The 17,573-nt window shown below is 67.2% G+C and carries 16 protein-coding genes; 5 read left to right on the top strand and 11 right to left on the bottom strand.

The window, feature by feature from the left end; all coding sequences use genetic code 11:
* Nucleotides 1-297: 297 nt before the first annotated feature.
* From tyrS to NN4_RS12235, 6 genes are all read right to left on the bottom strand, one after another.
* Entirely contained in the window at nt 298-1,575 is a 1,278-nt protein-coding gene (gene tyrS, locus NN4_RS12260) for a tyrosine--tRNA ligase (RefSeq protein ID WP_147130034.1), read from the bottom strand.
* 101 nt (nt 1,576-1,676) lie between these two features.
* Complete coding sequence (locus NN4_RS12255; protein ID WP_147130047.1) at nt 1,677-2,300, bottom strand: DNA-3-methyladenine glycosylase; 624 nt, start codon at nt 2,298-2,300, stop codon at nt 1,677-1,679.
* A 53-nt stretch (nt 2,301-2,353) separates the two neighbouring features.
* On the bottom strand, nt 2,354-3,502 hold the full coding sequence (locus NN4_RS12250; protein WP_147130033.1) for a low temperature requirement protein A: 1,149 nt from the start codon (nt 3,500-3,502) through the stop codon (nt 2,354-2,356).
* Between the two features lie 59 nt (nt 3,503-3,561).
* Nucleotides 3,562-4,452, bottom strand: coding sequence for an RNA polymerase sigma-70 factor (locus tag NN4_RS12245; RefSeq protein WP_147130032.1), 891 nt, complete (start codon nt 4,450-4,452; stop codon nt 3,562-3,564).
* A 13-nt stretch (nt 4,453-4,465) separates the two neighbouring features.
* A complete protein-coding gene (locus tag NN4_RS12240) occupies nt 4,466-5,668 on the bottom strand; it encodes an NAD(P)/FAD-dependent oxidoreductase (RefSeq protein WP_147130031.1) in 1,203 nt (400 codons plus the stop codon).
* A gap of 105 nt (nt 5,669-5,773) precedes the next feature.
* A complete protein-coding gene (locus NN4_RS12235) occupies nt 5,774-6,469 on the bottom strand; it encodes an NAD(P)-dependent oxidoreductase (protein WP_147130030.1) in 696 nt (231 codons plus the stop codon).
* Nucleotides 6,470-6,577: 108 nt separating this feature from the next.
* Here NN4_RS12235 and NN4_RS12230 point away from each other — a divergent pair, with 108 nt between their 5' ends.
* Both NN4_RS12230 and NN4_RS12225 read left to right on the top strand, forming a co-directional pair.
* Complete coding sequence (locus tag NN4_RS12230; protein ID WP_147130029.1) at nt 6,578-7,051, top strand: MarR family winged helix-turn-helix transcriptional regulator; 474 nt, start codon at nt 6,578-6,580, stop codon at nt 7,049-7,051.
* An 86-nt stretch (nt 7,052-7,137) separates the two neighbouring features.
* A complete protein-coding gene (locus tag NN4_RS12225; RefSeq protein ID WP_147130028.1) occupies nt 7,138-8,658 on the top strand; it encodes a multicopper oxidase family protein in 1,521 nt (506 codons plus the stop codon).
* A 25-nt stretch (nt 8,659-8,683) separates the two neighbouring features.
* Here NN4_RS12225 and NN4_RS12220 read toward each other — a convergent pair whose 3' ends face one another.
* Nucleotides 8,684-8,872, bottom strand: a complete 189-nt coding sequence (locus NN4_RS12220; RefSeq protein ID WP_147130027.1) for a hypothetical protein — start codon at nt 8,870-8,872, stop codon at nt 8,684-8,686.
* Between the two features lie 38 nt (nt 8,873-8,910).
* Between NN4_RS12220 and NN4_RS12215 the strand changes: the two genes are divergently transcribed.
* Genes NN4_RS12215 through NN4_RS12205 form a run of 3 tightly spaced genes read left to right on the top strand, consistent with a single transcriptional unit; the run spans nt 8,911 to nt 11,139 of the window.
* Complete coding sequence (locus NN4_RS12215; RefSeq protein ID WP_147130026.1) at nt 8,911-9,642, top strand: ABC transporter ATP-binding protein; 732 nt, start codon at nt 8,911-8,913, stop codon at nt 9,640-9,642.
* 52 nt (nt 9,643-9,694) lie between these two features.
* Nucleotides 9,695-10,489, top strand: coding sequence for an ABC transporter permease (locus NN4_RS12210; RefSeq protein ID WP_147130025.1), 795 nt, complete (start codon nt 9,695-9,697; stop codon nt 10,487-10,489).
* A complete protein-coding gene (locus tag NN4_RS12205) occupies nt 10,486-11,139 on the top strand; it encodes a TetR/AcrR family transcriptional regulator (protein WP_147130024.1) in 654 nt (217 codons plus the stop codon). The genes NN4_RS12210 and NN4_RS12205 overlap by 4 nt, the downstream gene beginning before the upstream one ends.
* A gap of 607 nt (nt 11,140-11,746) precedes the next feature.
* On the opposite strand, the gene NN4_RS12200 is transcribed toward NN4_RS12205, so the two are convergent.
* The 4 genes from NN4_RS12200 to NN4_RS12185 form a co-directional block, all read right to left on the bottom strand.
* Nucleotides 11,747-11,974, bottom strand: a complete 228-nt coding sequence (locus tag NN4_RS12200; RefSeq protein WP_107655393.1) for a Trm112 family protein — start codon at nt 11,972-11,974, stop codon at nt 11,747-11,749.
* A gap of 10 nt (nt 11,975-11,984) precedes the next feature.
* Nucleotides 11,985-12,584, bottom strand: coding sequence for a GtrA family protein (locus NN4_RS12195; protein ID WP_147130023.1), 600 nt, complete (start codon nt 12,582-12,584; stop codon nt 11,985-11,987).
* A 247-nt stretch (nt 12,585-12,831) separates the two neighbouring features.
* A complete protein-coding gene (locus NN4_RS12190) occupies nt 12,832-15,078 on the bottom strand; it encodes a hypothetical protein (RefSeq protein WP_246180835.1) in 2,247 nt (748 codons plus the stop codon).
* Nucleotides 15,079-15,093: 15 nt separating this feature from the next.
* Complete coding sequence (locus tag NN4_RS12185; protein ID WP_147130045.1) at nt 15,094-17,220, bottom strand: YfhO family protein; 2,127 nt, start codon at nt 17,218-17,220, stop codon at nt 15,094-15,096.
* Between the last annotated feature and the right edge of the window lie 353 nt (nt 17,221-17,573).

The following is a 17,573-nucleotide window of genomic DNA, read 5'->3' as shown; positions in this document are numbered from 1 at the left end:
GTTCCAGCCTAAACGGCTTCTCGCACGGAGTCAAGTCCGCGTGATCGCCCTAGACGTCTTGCTGATGGCCAGGCGCACCCCGTACTACCTCGTTTCCCGGTCCATCCGCTCAGCGTTTCCGCTGGGCTTCTCGGCTCCGGGTCGGTGTCCGTGTCGCTCTGACTTGGATAAAGTTACGCGGCGGATAACGCAGAGTCAAATCCGCTGTTCGCGCCGGTGTTTCCCCAGGTCAGAGCCGCAGACTCGGGCCGAACGCGGGCTTGAATCACACGGATGTGACTCAAGCCACCGCGATCTTCATGCACCTGCCCGCAGTACGCCGGCGAGGTTCTTCTTTCCGCGCCGCAGCACCAGCCACCGTCCGTGCAGGTAGTCGCTGTCGGAGGGGGTCCACTCGAGGTCGGAGACGCGCTCGTTGTTCACCGATGCCCCGCCTTCGTTCACCGCACGCCGGGCGGCGCCGCGACTTTCGCTCAACCCGGTGGCGACGAGCAGATCGACGATCGTGCTCGGCTCCCCCGCCGCCAGCTCGGCCACCGCGGCTTCGCGCAATGCGGCACCCAAGGTCGGCTCATCCAGTTCGCGCAGTTCGCCGCGACCGAACAGCGCCTGACTGGCCAGCTGCACCGCGCGGGTGTTCGCCTCGCCGTGCACCAGCGTGGTCATCTCCGCCGCCAGCTTGCGCTGCGCTTCCCGCGCATGCGGGCGCTCGGCCGTGGCGACTTCGAGTTCGGCCAGTTCTTCGCGCGAGAGGAAGGTGAACCAGCGCAGGTACCGCAGCACATCGGCGTCGGCGGTGTTCACGAAGTACTGGTACCAGGCGTACGGGCTGGTCATCTCGGGATCGAGCCACAGGCTGCCGCCGCCGGTCGACTTGCCGAACTTCTTGCCGTCGGCCGAGGTCACCAGCGGAACGGTGAGCGCGTGCACCGCGGCACCGTCGACGCGGCGGTTCAGTTCGACGCCGGCGATGATGTTGCCCCACTGGTCGGAGCCGCCGACCTGCAATGTGCAGTCGTAGTTGCGACGCAGCTGCAAGTAGTCGTTCGCCTGCAGCAGCATGTAGCTGAACTCGGTGTAGGAGATGCCCTCACCGTCCAGGCGCCGTTTGATGGTGTCGCGGGCCAGCATGACGTTCACCGAGAAGTGCTTGCCGATGTCGCGCAGGAAGTCGATGGTGGACAGCTGCCCGGTCCACTCCATGTTGTTCGCGAGCACCGCGCCCGTCGGCGAATCGTCCAGGTCGACGAACCGTTCCAGCTGCGAACGGATCCGGGTGGCCCACTCCTGCACGGTGTCGGTGGAGTTCATGGTGCGCTCGCCGACGTCGCGCGGGTCGCCGATGAGTCCGGTGGCGCCGCCGGCCAGCACGATCGGCCGGTTGCCCGCGCGCTGGAACCGCTTCAGCGCGAGCAACGGCACCAGATGTCCGGCGTGCAGGCTGGGCCCGGTGGGATCGAAACCGGCATAGACGGTCAACCGTCCCGCGTCCAGGGCCGCACGCAGCGCGTCCAGGTCGGTGGATTGCGCGATCAGTCCGCGCCAGGTCAATTCGTCGATGATGTCGCCGCTCACGCTGTCCCATCTTTCCGCACGGGTAATTGGTGGCTCGAGTGCGCCTCAGTGTGTCGGCTGTACCCGCCGCTGGTCGAGCGAATTACGCGCCTGGCAAAACCTCAGGACGCCTCGGCACGCGGCGCTCGGGGACTGCGCCGGTAGGTGGAGACCGCGGGCGAGGACGGTAGCCAGAACCGCCACGGCAGATCCGCGGCAGTGCTCACGCCGACCCGGGGACCGCTGGCGATTTCCTCGTCGAGGGCATCGACGAGTTCCAGCCGAATCGGCGAGGACGGTTCGAACAGCGGAGTTCCGTAGTCGTTCAGAGTGATGCCCAGCGCGCTGCCGAGATTGCCCGGCCCCTTCGCCAAATCGGCATCGGTCCGCGCGGGCAGCCGCCGAGCGCGGGCCTCCTCGAGCCCGGCGACCACCTCACCCGACCTGATCAGCACCGCGCTCGCCGACCCGTCCGGACCGCTGGTCACGTTGATGCACATGTGCATGCCGTAGCTCAGGTACACGTACAGCACCCCCGCCGGACCGAACATCACCGTGTTGCGCTTGGTCCGCCCGCGCCCGGAATGCGACGCCGGGTCCGGCCACGGTCCGGCCGGATCACCCCCATAGGCCTCGACTTCGACGATCCGGACCCCAACCGATCCGGACCAGAGAGTGGCGCCCAGGACACGGCGGGCGGCGGCGGGCGGATCGACGTTCAGCTCATCGGCACACACGACCACCATTGTCCAAGACGGCACCGACAGCTTTCGGTCAGCCACCGCGCCGTCCCGGTGAGCTACAGGTAGGAGCTGTGCTGCCCACTCCGCAAGGTGATCAGGTCGTCGGCGATCACCGCGAGATAGCCGACCGCGACCAGCGTCGCCAGCTGCGCCCACGACACCCACACGACGCCGATCGGCGTTGTCGCCGCGACGGCGGCGGCCGCGATCAACCGGATCCACGGCCGCGGCAACTTCAAGGCCAGGCGGAAGAAGAACTGCCCGAGGAAATACAGGGCGACACCACCGGACAGCGCAGCCGCGGCGGCCAGGCTGACGGATTCGTTGCCGTGCCCGATGCTCATCTGCAGGCCCGCCGAGGTCACGGTGATGCCGATGAGCAGCGGATACAACGCGTAACCGTAGGCAAGGACCGCGGGCCGGGAGCGCTCCCGATCAGGTGTCGCGGCCAGCGCGTGCTCGCCGCGTTCGTCGTCGAAGCCGAAGTATGCCCACCACAGCACGTAAGCAAGACACAGCGCGAGCGACACGGTGACGATCAGCTGCGGCGTGATTTTCACCCCGGCCAGTCCGGCGCCGATCGCGACGATGGACTCACCGATCGCGACGATCACGACCAAGCCGTGCCGCTCGCAGAAATGGCTCGCCCGGATGACGAAATCACCGGTATCGATCAGGTAGGGGCTGGCGACCTGAACCGCGAACCCCAGGCCCCAACAGGCGTATTGCGGCCAACCGTGCAGAAACCCGCCGGCCAGCACCAACCCCGCGGCCAGGAAGTTGAACGGCGCGATGTGCTTGATGGCCCGCGCGGCGGACGCACCGCCGCCGGAGGCGAACAGCGCGGTGTGCACGGCGGTCACCAGGACGTAGCCGAAGCCGAAGGCGAGCCCGGTGCCGTGGAACGCATCCGGAATGGCCAGTGCGAGCACGAAGAAGGAGAACATCCCGATCAGCAACCAGGTTCGCCGAGTCGAGCTGTTCGGTGCCACCTCGTTGGTGAGCCACACATACCCGCTGTACATCCACCAGATGAGGCCGAACAGCAGCGCCACCTGGCCCAGGGCCTGCCAGCCCGGATGGTGGGTGAAGACGTGGGTCAGCTGGGTGATCGTGAAAACGAAGACGAGATCGAAGAAGAGCTCCAGTGTCGAAGCCCGCAGCTGGCCGCCTTCGGCGGATAGCTCTGCGCTCTGGTTGGTCACCGCAGGAGCCTAGAACGATCACCGACGACAACCGCCGACCTCGGTGCGGGCGCGCCGGGTCAACCGACGAGGTCGGGACCGAGCGAAAGGCCTTTGAGCTTGCCCGGATTCACCTGGAGCCGCAGGTTCTGGATGCGGCCATCGACTATGTCGTAGGTGAAGGCGGCGACCGGGTGCCCACCGATCCGCGCCACTGCGCCGAGTTCACCGTTGAGGTAGGTGGGCTCGAGCTCGTAACCCGCGACGATCGGCTTGGCGAACACGCCGAGGGTCCAGCGGGCCACATGATCCGGGCCGTGCAGCGGGCGTCGGGCCGCGGTCACCACACCGCCACCGTCCGACCAGCAGGTCACGTCCGGGGCGAGTAGATCCATCAGGGCGTTGAGGTCACCGCCGGAACAGGCCGCCATGAACCGCGCGGTGATGTGATCGCGCTGATCCTTGTCGGTGTCGAAGCGCGGGCGGCGGGCCTGCACGTGCGCGCGCGCCCGGTGCGCGATCTGGCGGATGGTCGGTTCGGGCCGGTCGAGGGTGTCGGCGATCTCGGCATGGGTGTAGCCGAACACCTCACGCAGCACCAGGACCGCGCGCTCGATCGGGCTCAGGGTTTCCAGCACCACCAGCATCGCGGTGGAGACGGTGTCGACCAATTCGGTCTCCTCGGCGATGTTCGGTGTGGTGAGTAGCGGCTCGGGGAGCCAGGGGCCGACGTAGCTTTCGCGGGTGGCCCGGGCGGAGGTGAGTCGGTTCAGCGCCAGGTTGGTGACGGTGCGGACCAGGTAGGACTTGGGGTGCCGCACCGTCGCCTGATCGGTGTCGTGCCATTTGAGCCAGGTGTCCTGGAGGATGTCCTCCGCGTCGGTGACGGTGCCCAGCATCCGATACGCGGTGGCGAACAGGAGTCGCCGGTGTTCGAGAAACGGATCTTGCGCGGGCGTCGGATTCACCATCGGGTCATGCTCCTCAATCATGTTCGGGTTTGCCAAGCACCACCCGGTCCTGGGTGAGGGCCTGGCGGCCTGCCCTCAGCTTGACCGGGGCATTCATTCGCCTGCTGAGCCGGAACATCGGCAGTGGGCTGGCGCTGACCGACTCCTTGTAGGCGGCCGCCAGGCGTCCGGTCAGGTAGAACCGTCCGGGGGTGTCGTCCGAGCGGGTGAACTGGATGACGCCGTCACGACGGCCGAGGCTGACCGGCTGGTGAAAGTAGCCGAAGCAGAACGGTTTCGGCTGCTTGCCGCGCAGCTGCCTGGCGATTGCCGCGGCGGTGTAGGCGGCCGTCGGCATGCCGCTCTGGCAGGTGCCGTGAATCTGCCCCCAGGGCAAGCGGATCGAGGCGGCGTCGCCGATGGCGTGGATGTTCGGATGCGAGACCGAGCGCAGGGTCTTGTCGACCACGATGAGGCCGCGCGCGTCGGTGTCGATGCCGGCCTGGGCTGCCAGTGGTGAGACGCGGACGCCGGTGGTCCACAGCGTCAGATCGGCGGGAAGCAGTGTGCCGTCGGCCAATTCGACGGCGTCGGGCAGCACCTTGGTGACGGCCTGGCCGATTTCACGGGTGACGCCGAGGCGGTCCAGTGCACGGTGCAGGTAGGCGCGGGCCCTGTCGCCCATCATGGCGCCGGGTTCGGCGTTGCTGATCAGCGTGACGCGCAATCCCGGATGGTCGGCGGCGATTTCGGCCGCGGCCTCGATGCCGGTCAAGCCTGCGCCGCAGACCGCGACTGTGCCGCCTTGGGCTGCAACGACATTCAGAAGTTCTGCGAAGCGGTGTGCGGTTTTCGGATCGTTGAGGGTCCAGGCGTGGTCGGCGGCGCCGGGGACGATGCTGGTGTCGGTATTGCTGCCTAGGGCGTAGACCAATTCGTCGTAGGGCAGCGTCATCGTGTCGTCGACCATGACCTGTTGGGCGGTCGGATCGATGGAAGTGGCCCAGCCCTGGACGAATTCGACGCCGGTGCCGGCGAGGATGTCGGTGATGCGGTGGTCGGGCAGCTCCTGGCCGGCGGCGATCTGGTGCATGCGGAGGCGTTCGGTGAACCGCGCCGACGGGTTGACCAGCGTGATCTGCACATTCAGCGCGCGGGTGCGACGGGCCAGCGTCACGGCGGTCAACAGGCCCGTGTAGCCGGCGCCGAGAATGACGATCCGGTGTTCGGTGTTCATGGGGTTGCTCCAATGATCGGGTCACCCGGGTTGGTGACGACCATGGGACAAACAACCCCGTGCCGACGTGACAGATAGTTGTTGTGACCCGAGTCACACTAGCCGTCAGCTCTTTCCCAGCGCCTCGGTGCGGATCAATTGGAGCAGGCTGGGGTTGTCCGCTGTCGTCGCCACGCTGACGATCTTCCGCACGAACTTGTCGTCATCGAGCAGTCGGAGCATGGCGGCCGCCAAGTCGACGCGGGCGGTGTAGCGCTTGTCGGCGTGGCCCTCGACCAGCAGATAGTCGGTGACGGCGGGCAGTTCGTACAACCCGCCCGAACGCACGATGGTCCAGTCGAGATCGGTTGCGGCGAGCAGGGATTCCATCCGGCGCATGTCGTCGTACAAAGTCTTGCCCATAACCCGCGCGATGTAGGGCTGCAGCACGCGATTGAACAGGAAGCCGGCGTCGGTGAACGGCTGCGGATCCACGGCGCTCGAGGACACCACCGCGATGCGTCGAATGTCGTTGTGGCGCATGGCGGCGAGGATATTGGCGACGCCGACCGAGTAGGTGTCGATCGGCTCCTTGCCGTACGGCACACCTAGCGTGGAGAGCACCGCGTCGGCGCCCGCGACGGCGATGCGTACCGAGTCCGCTTCCCGCACATCGCCACCGAAGACGGTCAGCCGGTCGTGGTCGATCGGGAACCCTTCCGGCCGGCGCGTGACCGCGACGACCTCATGACCTGCGGCAAGTGCCTGATCGGTGAGCAGGCGGCCGGTGGGTCCATTGGCTCCGAAAACGGTGATGCGCATGGTGATCCTTCTCGGGAGATCGGGTGCGACGCCCATTCGTCCGAGCGCCGTATCATATGAGGACCATATCAACTAATATGAGTTACATACAATATGAAAGAGGTAACAATGGTGGACGCTCGCCGTCGTCGGCGCTCGGCCAACGCGGTCAAGGAGTCGCTGCGCGACCTGAACACCCAGCTGTCGCTGCTCAACAGGCAGTTCGGCGGCAAGGTCGAACTCAAGGACGTCGATTGGACCTGCCTCGAACTGGTCGATCGGCACGGGCCGCTCAGCGCAAGCGCGCTGGCCAAGCTCGCCGGGCTGCATCCCGCGACGATGACCGGCGTGCTCGACCGTCTGCAGCGCGGCGGCTGGATCACCCGCGAACGCGACCCGGCCGCGACCGACCGCCGCGCGGTCACCATTCGGGCCACCCGTGAGCGCAACACCGAGCTCTACCAGGTGCTTTCGGGCATGAACGGTCGGATGGACGAGCTGTGCGAGCGATACACCGAGTCCGAGCTCGAACTGATCGCGGACTTTCTGCGGCGCACCGCCGCGGCCGGACACGAGGCGGCCGCCGAACTCAGCGGCGCGTGACCCTGGTGCGGCGGGGCGGAAGTCAAGGGTCGAAATAGGGACGCTTCCGGATGTGACGGGATGGGCTCGATTCCTACCGTCAGGAGATGGTTTCGGTTTCCCGGCCGCGCAGGTGGCGGCGGTTGTTCCTCATTCTCGCCGGGCTCGTCGCGCTGCTCGGGCTTGCGATCGGTGGCTGCGTCCGCGTGGTGTACGTCAACGCGGTGGTGAACACTGTCGGCCGCGCGGAATTCGGCAACGCGCTCGCGATTCCGCCGTTGGCGCCGTCGACGATACGGCCGGATGGCACGCGCGAATTCGACCTCGAAATGCGAACGGGGGTTACGGAATTCCGGCCAGGGCAGGCGACGGAGACTTGGGGCTTCAACGGCGACTACCTCGGGCCGACGCTGCGGGCCCGGCGTGGCGAGCAGGTCGCGGTCACCGTTCGTAACCAGCTACCCGAGGCGTCGACGGTGCACTGGCACGGCATGCATCTGCCCGCGGCGATGGATGGTGGGCCGCATCAGATGGTGCAGGCAGGTGCGACGTGGACACCGCAGTGGACCATCGATCAACCCGCCGCCACGCTCTGGTATCACCCGCATCCGCACGGCGAGACCGAAAAGCATGTGCGGCGTGGGCTCGCGGGGATGTTCTTGCTCGACGACGAGGTATCCGAAAGTCTGCCGCTACCAAGCAATTACGGCGTCGACGACCTGCCGGTCATTGTGCAGGATGTGAAATTCCGTCGGGCCGAGCTCGATATGTCGCATGCGATGTTCCGTGACGTCGGGTTTCTCGGCGATCAGACGATGGTCAACGGGACGCTGACGCCGTACCGCGAGGTCGGCGACGAGCTGATCCGGCTGCGCCTGCTGAATGCGTCCACGGCGCGGGTCTACACCTTCGGATTCGACGACGAGCGTCAGTTCTCGCTCATCGCGACCGATGGTGGATTGCTGGAAAGCCCGCTGGCGCTTGATCGTTTGCAGCTTTCACCGGGCGAGCGGGCCGAGATCGTGGTACGCGTCCGACCCGGTGAACGAACAATGTTGCGCAGCAACAAACTCGACGCCGGGCTGAGCTTCTGGACCCAGCGTTTCGCCGGCGGTGACGACACTTTCGACATTCTCGAGCTTCGCGCCGCCGGCGCACTGCGCCCGTCACCGGAATTGCCTGCGGCCCTTGCTCGCCCGTCGACCCCGGACGGTTCGGACTCGGTCCAGGAACGCCGCTTCGACATCAATATGGCGGGGATCAACGGCAAGCCGATGGCCATGGACCGCATCGACCTGGCCGTCACCCGGGGCACGGCCGAGACGTGGATCGTGCACAACAACGATGGCATGCCGCACAACTTCCACATTCACGACGTGCAGTTCCGCGTACTCGGCCGAAACGACGGCCCGCCGCCCGCCGAACTCACCGGCCCGAAGGACACCGTTTTCATCCCGCCGAACAGCACCGTCCGGTTGGCTATGCGCTTCGACGGTCCCGCCGATCCGGACACGCCGTACATGTATCACTGCCATCTGCTGTGGCATGAGGATCAGGGGATGATGGGCCAATTCGTGGTGGTCGAGGCGGGTGGATCGGTGGGTGAACCGCCGCGGCACGGGCATTGAGCGGATCAGCCGGATCATTCACGAGCTACACGGCACACTCGCTAGCGCCCGCGCCAGACACCAGCGCCAGGCAGTCGGCGGGCCCACACGCCTGCCGCCCTGCGGCCCGCGCCAGTGCCCGCACGATCGGGTATTCATCGAAGCCATCGGCGCTGGGCATACCGCAACCGAACACGCAGGTCTTGCCCTCGCCGCGCGCTCGCGCTAAATTCATCACACAGTGAATTCAACACTCGATGAATTGAGGCGACCATGTCGCAACCCACCTCATCAACCGCCGTCGAGGTCCGGAACCTGACGGTGCGGCGCGGCGGGCGGGAAGTTCTGCACGATGTCTCGTTGACGATTCCGCGCGGGTCGATCACCGGATTGCTCGGTCCGTCGGGGTGTGGGAAGACGACGCTGATGCGGAGCATCGTCGGCACCCAGATCGTGCACTCTGGAGAGATCTCGGCGCTGGGCCGTCCGGCGGGGGCGGCGGAGCTCAGGCGGCGCATCGGCTATGTCACGCAGGCGCCGAGCATCTACTCCGACCTCAGCGTGCACGAGAACGTGGCGTATTTCGCCGCGCTCTACGGGCGTGAGCGCAGCGCCGTCGACGAGGCGATCAATGCCGTCGGGCTCACCGAGCACGCACCTCAACGCGGCGATGAACTGTCCGGTGGACAGAAGACCCGTGCCTCGCTGGCCTGTGCACTGGTCGCACAACCCGAGCTCTTGGTCCTCGACGAGCCGACGGTTGGCCTCGATCCCGTTCTGCGCGTGGATCTTTGGAAGCAGTTCCACGAATTGGCCGCCGGTGGCACCACTTTGGTGGTGTCCAGCCATGTGATGGACGAGGCCGAGCACTGCGACCGGCTGCTGCTGATGCGCGACGGTCATCTCCTCGCCCAGCTCAGCCCCGACGAACTGCGCGCCGAAACCGGTGAGGAGAACCTCGAGCGGGCCTTCCTCACGCTGATCACCACGGGGCGCGCGGCATGAGCGCCGACCCGTCCCGCGACCGCAACGCATCGTCGAACACCAGGCAGGAACCATGACCAGCACACTCGCGCCCGCGACTCGGCGGACGCCTACCCTTCGCACCTATCTCGCGACGACCATCCGCATTCTTCGCCAGCTGCGCAACGACCACCGCACCGTCGCGATGATCCTGGTGGTCCCCGCGCTGCTGATGACGTTGCTGTACTTCATCTATCGGGACACCCCGACCAACCCGCTGAACCCGGTATCGCTGTTCGACCGCGTCGGCATCAGCATGCTCGGCATCCTGCCGTTCATCGTGATGTTCCTGATCACCGCCATCGCCATGCAGCGCGAACGCACCTCGGGCACGCTGGAGCGGTTGCTCACCACGCCACTGGCGAAACTCGACCTGCTCGGCGGTTACGGCACCGCCTTCTCGTTGGCCGCGGCGGCGCAGGCGGTGGTCGCCTGCCTGGTGTCGTTCGGCCTGCTCGGGCTCGACTCGGCCGGTAACCCCGGCTGGGTGGTGTTGATCGCGGTGATCGACGCGGTGTGCGGCGTCGCGCTCGGTCTGCTGGCAAGTGCGTTCGCGCGCACCGAGTTTCAAGCGGTGCAGTTCATGCCGGTGGTGGTGGCGCCGCAGATCTTCCTGTGCGGCTTGCTCGTTCCACGCGGCGAGCTGCCCGGTTGGTTGGAGGCCATCAGCAACGTGCTGCCGTTGAGCTACGCCGTCGATGCGCTGCAACAGGTTTCGGTGCATCCGAATGCCACCGGCGCGATGTGGCGCGACCTGGCCGTCGTCGCCGGATTCGCGATTGTGGCACTGTGCCTGGGCGCGGCGACGCTACGGCGGCGCACCCCGTGACGGCGACCAACGGATCACCCGGCGAGGATCGTCCCGCCCGCTCCGGACGCAGGCCAGGACAGTCCGGCGCGCGCGAGGCGATCCTGGCGGCGGCGCGGGCGCGGTTCTCGGAGGCTGGCTTCGACAAGACCTCCATCCGCGCCGTCGCCTCCGACGCGGGAGTCGATCCCGCCTTGGTGCACCACTACTTCGGCACCAAACAGGAACTGTTCGGCGCGGTCGTGCAGTTACCGGTCAGCCCCGAACTCACCCTGTCCGCCGTCGACGCCGCCCCACTCGACCAACTCGGCGAAACCATCCTGCGCTCGGTACTCGGCGTCTGGGACTCCCCCGCCGGGCCCGGCATCGTCGCGATGGTCCGCAGCATCATCGCCGGCGGAGACGTCTCGCTGGCACGCTCGTTCATCCTCGAGGTCGTCCTGGAACGCGTCCGCCAACGCATCGCCACCCCCCACGACGACGGCCGCCTACGAGTAGCCCTGGTCGGCTCCCAAATGATCGGCGTCCTGATGGCCCGCAAAATCGTCGCCATCGAACCCATGGCCTCCTCCCCCGCCGAAGACCTCATCACCGCCGTAGCCCCCACCCTCCAGCGCTACCTCACCGGCGAAATAACGACGCCCCCAACGGAACAGCCGGACCCAGCCTGACCTGGACAGGGTGGCGACAACGTCGAGTGGATCCGCCACCATGTCCCGCGCGCCAACGCCCACCCCGGACGTCTGCGCCAAACGGGACACGAAGGCGGCAAACGTCGAGTACGCCCGCCACCATGCCCCGCCAGACAACTCCGCATGCGCCGGGCGGGACATGGTGGCAAGAAACGCCGAAGGAGGCCGCCCTCACGTCCCGCTCGGCAGTTGTCTCCGGCCTGCGCTGGCGGCGTGGCTCGCTGTGCCGCGGACGAAACCTGCTGCGGCGACTAGGGGGTAGCGCTGGCGGCCGTCGCGCTCGACCGCCGACAGAGGGCGCGAATGAGACCTAGCGGCAAACCATCGAGCGGTCCTGTCGGTACAGCCGCTCAACAGCGCTCTGGCCGAATGTTCGGCTGTACACGAGACGTCAGGCGGGAAGCGCCGGGTAACGGCCGTCCCATTCGGCAACACCTCAACCTTGCTGGTGCACTGAACGGGGCAGAGTGGCGAGAAACGCCGAGCGGGCCTGGCCTCATGTCCCGCTCGAGGACGCTCCACCCTGGATGTCCGCGCTTGGCGGAAATGGGGCGGCTGGTGGGTCGCCGTTATGTCCTGCTAGGGGTCAGGCTTCTACTGGCTGTTCGATGAAGTCGGCGTGTTCGGCGTCGGTGGCGTCGCGGGCCTCGTCGATGAGCAGCACGGGGATGCCGTTGTCGATGGGGTAGGCGCGGCGTAGGCGGGGGTTGTAGAGGACGGGGCCCTCGGGGGCGCGGACCAGCAGTAGCGGGCCCTTGTCCTGGGGGCAGGCGAGCAGGCTCAGCAGGGTGGCGTCCAAGGTGTGCTCCGGCATGACCGAAAACCTACCCGACGGCGTGGTCTGCTTCGACCTGCGGTCGGCGGCGGAACGAGATGTGGCGATGGCCGAAGTAGCTGGCGATGGCGACCAGGCCCATCACCACGACGGCGGCGGGCTTGTCGGGGAAGTGCCAGACCGAGACGGCGAGCTCGAGCAGCGCCATATTCAGCAGCAGGCCACCGGAATTGACCGCGACGAACCGTAGGAAATCGCGCAGCAGGTGGCCGCGCACCCGGAATACCAGGGTGCGATGCAGCACGAACGCGATGACGATGCTGACGGCGTAGGCGGCCGCCACCGCGACAGACGGCGGCACGTTGTCGCCGAGCACCGCAAGCCAGACCACGGTCAGTCCGATGCCCAACGCGGTATTGAACCCGCCGACCGCCGCGAACGCCACCTCCTGCCGCTGCACCAAACGCAGCAGCGGCCCAGGTTTCGCCTGCTCGGCGGTGCTGAGATCGACGGCAATCGGGTCGCTGCTCAGCACAGCACGCCCGCTCTGCCCGTCGCAGTCGTCCAACGAACGACCGCCGCGAGTCGCCGTCGGCGCGACCCCGTCGGCGCCCGCGGACACCTCACTTCGCTCATCGTTGAATTCCATCAGGTGCCCACCTCCAGTCGCGCCAGGCACTCTATCGCCCCGCCCCTTCGGGCGATCGACGGGCGCACCCAACGCGCCCCAGAATCTGCTCGCACCGGCCATTCCGCAGCCGGTGTCGACGCACCGCGCCCGCCGAATTTCGCCCCGAAGCAGTGCATTCGCCCGGCATCAACCATTCGAGCCCACGAGGCGTCAACGATGAAGCTGCGACGTCAACACTCCACGTCCACCGGGTCCAACTGCGCCGTCAGCTCTTCACGTCCACCAGATCAGCCTCTGGCGCGGTGGGCTCCCCCGGATCGGCGTCAGCCGACGCATCCACCCCGTCATCCCGACGCCTGTTCCGCACAAACACCCACTGCAACACACCGACACCGAGCAGCCCGAGCAACGCGGCCGCCGCACCGATCTGCCAACCGGGCGGCTGCCAGCTCAATTCCAGGTCACCGTTCTTCGTCCCGGCCGGGATATCCACCGCGACAAACGTTTTCGCGACGAGCCGGGTGGGGATCTCGTGACCGTTCAGGGTGGCGCGGTACCCGGGCCAGCCGAGGCGGGCGAAGACGACTTGGCCGCCGTTCTCGGAATTCACCCGGACCTGGCTGGTCGTATCCGATTCCGACACAGCGGTCGCCGTGCTGCCTGTGGTGGCGGCGATGCGACCGTTGCGGGTGGAGATCAATCCGTCCACTCGTTCCAGCACGGAGATGGTTTGTTCGTGCCCGGGGTAGTCGACCCATTTCCAGCCGCCGGGGGCAGGCTGGTTGCGGGCATCGGGGTAGAGCCTGCGCTGCAACACCACTCGGTCGACCTTCATCAGGTCGACAATGGTCTGCCCGGTGGTCGGTTCGACCGCGAAGGCCCGGCGGTAGGCGTCGGGGCACACGCTGGTGTCCCAGAGCATGCACAGCATCTCGCCGAACCAGAAGTGTCCGTTGGGGGTGTAGCCGCTGACGTAGGTCAGCTCGAGATCCTTGGCGTAGTTGCCGAAGACGAGCGACCCGTAGGCGCCCTGCAAGTTCTTCTCGGCGGGCGGGATGGGACCGCGGTCGGCGAGTTGCAGTGTGGTGCCGGGGAAGTCGGGGAAGGCGGCCTTCATGTCCGAGCGCTTCTCCGGCAGGTTCCAGCTCATCGGCGTCGGCTGCACGGCTCGCACCTGGATGTAGGCGATCGGGGAAACCGCGACCAGCGTGAGCACGCAAGCCGCGACCATCCCCCGGGTCCGGCCGAGCCACACCACCGCGGCACCGAGCGCAGCCACCGAAAGTGCCGCCAGTACATGCCAACCCAGCTCGCGGGGCGCCGCGGAGAACGAGCGCACGAACAACAATCCGATCAGCACCCCGGCGGCGATCCCGCGCCGCCGCCAGCCGTCGAAGGTCGCGTACCGACCCAGCAGCACGCAGACCAGCACCAGCAGCCCGAGTGCCACCATCGGCAGCACCCGCGCGGGCCAGCGCAGCGGGCCGATGGTCCCCGGCCCGGCGGTCCACATCAGCGCCATGATCGCGAACAGCGCGATCGCGGTGAATTCCCGCCAGTTCTCCCGCGCCTTACGCCAATCGATGAACGCCAACGCCGGAATCAGGAACCAAGCGATGTAGACGACCGGCATCGGCTGCACATAACCCCACCAGGAGTTGTAGGCAGGCAACGTGCTCGGCAGACTCGCGTTGAGCGACTCCGACCACGGCACGGTCAGGAACTGGTCGTTGTTGATCTGCGCGGTGCCGCGCCAGGTCACCTTCGCCGACAGCATGCTCGGCAGATAGGTCGCCAGACCGGCCAGCGCCGCACCGGCGGCCGCGGCGAGCAACCGCAGCGACGGCGCCCACTTGCGTTGGTAGACAACCTCTCCAACGGCCACCGCGCCGATCATCAGCCCGGCCTCGACCGCCGGAAAGATGTACTGCACCGAGATCGCCAGGTACAGGAAAATAAAGGTCGGGATCGGCCCGCTACGCCCGCGCGCATAACGGACACCGGAGGCCCACGCGTGCGCCAGCCACGCGGTCCCGACGAACGCGGTGTACCAACTGGCTTCGTCGAAGAACAGCAGCCAGCCGGTGAACGGAATCGAGATGCCTGCCACGGCGGCCCACGGCGCGGACGCCCCGTATTCCAGGCAGATCCGGTACACCCCGAGCCCGAGGACGATCGCGAAGATCAGCTTGACGACGGTGGCATACAGCGCGACGTTGTCCACCGACGGCGCGATCAGATCGATCAGCAGCTGCGGCGGATTCAGCAGACCCGCCTCTTCGATGGTGTAGTTACCCGCCATCCAGTGCTCGGGGATCATCGCCGGGAACTTCCCGTCCCGCAGGCGATTTCCGAGCATCACCCACAGCGGGGCGTACTGCGACTCGGTGTCGTCGGTGTAGAAGTGCCGGGCGTTGGCCAGCAGCACGGCCACATATCCGGCCAGCACACCGAGCGCGGTTATGCAGCCCCACTTGTACACGTCCCGCCGCGCGAGGGCGTTGCTTTCCACCACGAGTCCCAGACCCTACCCGGCGGCGGGCTGCGCCTTGGCACGCCGCCGCGACCGCACGTACAGCCATTGCAGCACGCCGGTGCCCACGACTCCGGCCGCCAGCGCGGCGATGCCGATCTTCCAGCCGGGCGGACGCCAGGTCAGCACCAACTCGGCGTTCTGTGTACCAGCGGGAACGTCAACGGCGACAAAGGATTTCGCCACCGTGGTGATCGGCACCTGCTTGCCGTCGATGGTGACGCGGTAGCCGGGCCAGCCGAGCCGGGCGAACACCACCCGCCCGCCGTTCGGCGAGCTGACCCGCACCCGGCTGGTGGTGTCGGTCTCCGAGATCGACGTCGCGGTCACGTTCTTGGCGTCCGCGACTCGACCGTTCACCGTGGAGATCGGCCCGTCCGCCCGTTCCAGCACCGAGATGTACTTCTCGTGGCCCGGGTAGTCGACCCACTTCCAGCCGTCCGGCGCGGGCTGATTGCGCGCGTCCGGGAACAGGGCGCGTTGCAGCACCACCCGATCCAGCTTCATCAGATCGGCCAGGGTGCGCCCGGTGCTCGGTTCGGGGGCGAACATGCGCCGGAACGCGTCCGGGCAGACGCTGCTGTCCCACCGCATGCACAGCAACTCCCCGAAGTAGAAGTGCCCGGTCGGGGTGTAGCCATTGACGTAAGACAGCTCCAATGACTTGGCGTAGTTGCCGAAAACCAGCGAACCGTACGCGCCTTCGAGACTGTTGTCCCCCGGTTGCAGCAGTCCGCGTTCGGCGAGTTGCAGCGTGGTGCCCGGGAAATCCGGGAACGCCGCCTTGGCCTCGGAGCGGTTGGTCGGCAGGTTCCACGTCATCGGCGTCGGCTGCGCGGCCTGCACCTGGAAGAACGCGATCGGGAACATCGCCACGATCACCAGCACACAGGCCGCCGCAATCCCCTTGATCCGGTCCACCCACAACACCGCGACACCGAGCGCGACGATCGCCGCGGCCGCCAGTACATGCCAGACCACATCATGCGGATCGGCGGAGAACGACCGAACCCACAGCAGCAGCACCAGCACCCCCGCGGCGATACCGCGATTCTTCAGGTCCCTGGTCGTGCCGTAGCGCCCGAGCAACACGCACACCAGCACCAGCAGCCCGATGGCCAGCATCGGCAGCACCCGCACCGGCCAGCGCAGCGGACCGATCGAACCCGGCCCGGCCGCCCACATCAGCATCATCGTCGCGAAGAACGCGACACCCGACAGTTCCCGCCAGCTGTCCTTGGCCCGGCCCCAATCGATGAAGGCGAGCGCCGGAATCAGGAACCAGGCGATGTAGGTCACCGGCATCGGCTGCACATACCCCCACCAGGAGGTGAACGCGGGCAGCGAGCTCGGCAGGCTGGCATTCAGCGATTCCGACCACGGCACGGTGAGGAACTGGTCATTGTTGATCTCCATGGTGCCGCGCCAGGTCACCTTCGCCGACAGCATGCTCGGCAGGAAGGTCAGCAGCCCCGCGAGCCCGGCACAGGCCCCGACCACCGCCAGCCGCGCGACCGGCCACCATTTACGTTGGTAGACAAGCTCACCCACCGCGACCGCGAGCAGCATCAACGCCGCCTCGACCGCCGGGAAGATGTACTGGGTGGAGATCGTCAGATAGAGGAAGACGAAGACCGGGATCGGCCCGCCCTGACCGCGTGTGTAGCGCACCGACGACGCCCACGCGTGCACCAGCCACGCGGTGCCGGTGAGCGCGGTCATCCAGCTGGCCTCGTCGAAGAACAGGAAGAACCCGGACAGCGGGAACGCGACACCGGCCACCGCCGACCACGCGGGCCGGCCACCGTAGGCGAGGCAGATCCGGTAGACGCCCAGTGCGGCGATGATCGCGAAGATCAGTTTGACGACGGTGGCGTACAGCGCCATGTTGTCGACGGACGGCGCGATCAGATCGATCAGCAGCTGCGGCGGGTTGAACAGGCCCGCGTCGTCCATCGTGTTGTTGCCCGACATCCACCGCTCGGGCACCAGCACCGGGAAGGTGCCGTCGCGCAGGGCGTCGCCGAGGCCGACCCACAATCCGGTGTACTGCGACTCGGTGTCGTCGGTGTAGAAGTGCCTGGCGTTGGCGAGCAGCACCGCGAGGTAGCCGAACACCACGCCGACGGCGGTGACGAGTCCCCAGCGGTAGACGTCCCGGCGGGCCGCGCGGTCCCCCTCGGGCGCATCCGGACGGGCGGCCCCGGCAGGCGACGCCTCGGCGACCTCGCTCGAGTCACCCCTCGTGACCTCGGCGGACCCCGGTCGCGTCACCCTCGACACTGCACTATCCGTCACGAGTTCCAAACCCTACACAGCAGTGTGGCGCTTGGCATCCGGCCGCCGACGCGTCGATGATGGGGGGATGCGCCGACCCGGAATCCGAAACCCGCACCATGCTAGAGTTCTGGGCGGCTCGGGCCCTGCTGTCCAGCGGGGGGTACCGGCACGCACCGTCATCGAAAGTCGATCCA

Origin of the sequence: Nocardia ninae NBRC 108245 (assembly GCF_007990755.1) — a bacterium.
GTDB lineage: Bacteria > Actinomycetota > Actinomycetes > Mycobacteriales > Mycobacteriaceae > Nocardia > Nocardia ninae.
This window is presented reverse-complemented; position numbering and strand designations above follow the sequence as displayed.

Excerpts from the sequence above, each read along its gene's own strand:
- NN4_RS12210 (WP_147130025.1), top strand. The coding sequence starts at position 9,695 with ATGACCAGCACACTCGCGCCCGCGACTCGGCGGACGCCTACCCTTCGC.
- NN4_RS12215 (WP_147130026.1), top strand. The coding sequence starts at position 8,911 with ATGTCGCAACCCACCTCATCAACCGCCGTCGAGGTCCGGAACCTGACG.
- NN4_RS12195 (WP_147130023.1), bottom strand. The coding sequence starts at position 12,584 with ATGGAATTCAACGATGAGCGAAGTGAGGTGTCCGCGGGCGCCGACGGG.
- NN4_RS12235 (WP_147130030.1), bottom strand. The coding sequence starts at position 6,469 with ATGCGCATCACCGTTTTCGGAGCCAATGGACCCACCGGCCGCCTGCTC.
- NN4_RS12230 (WP_147130029.1), top strand. The coding sequence starts at position 6,578 with ATGGTGGACGCTCGCCGTCGTCGGCGCTCGGCCAACGCGGTCAAGGAG.
- NN4_RS12245 (WP_147130032.1), bottom strand. The coding sequence starts at position 4,452 with ATGGTGAATCCGACGCCCGCGCAAGATCCGTTTCTCGAACACCGGCGA.
- NN4_RS12255 (WP_147130047.1), bottom strand. The coding sequence starts at position 2,300 with ATGGTGGTCGTGTGTGCCGATGAGCTGAACGTCGATCCGCCCGCCGCC.
- NN4_RS12225 (WP_147130028.1), top strand. The coding sequence starts at position 7,138 with ATGGTTTCGGTTTCCCGGCCGCGCAGGTGGCGGCGGTTGTTCCTCATT.
- NN4_RS12240 (WP_147130031.1), bottom strand. The coding sequence starts at position 5,668 with ATGAACACCGAACACCGGATCGTCATTCTCGGCGCCGGCTACACGGGC.
- NN4_RS12220 (WP_147130027.1), bottom strand. The coding sequence starts at position 8,872 with ATGAATTTAGCGCGAGCGCGCGGCGAGGGCAAGACCTGCGTGTTCGGT.
- NN4_RS12200 (WP_107655393.1), bottom strand. The coding sequence starts at position 11,974 with ATGCCGGAGCACACCTTGGACGCCACCCTGCTGAGCCTGCTCGCCTGC.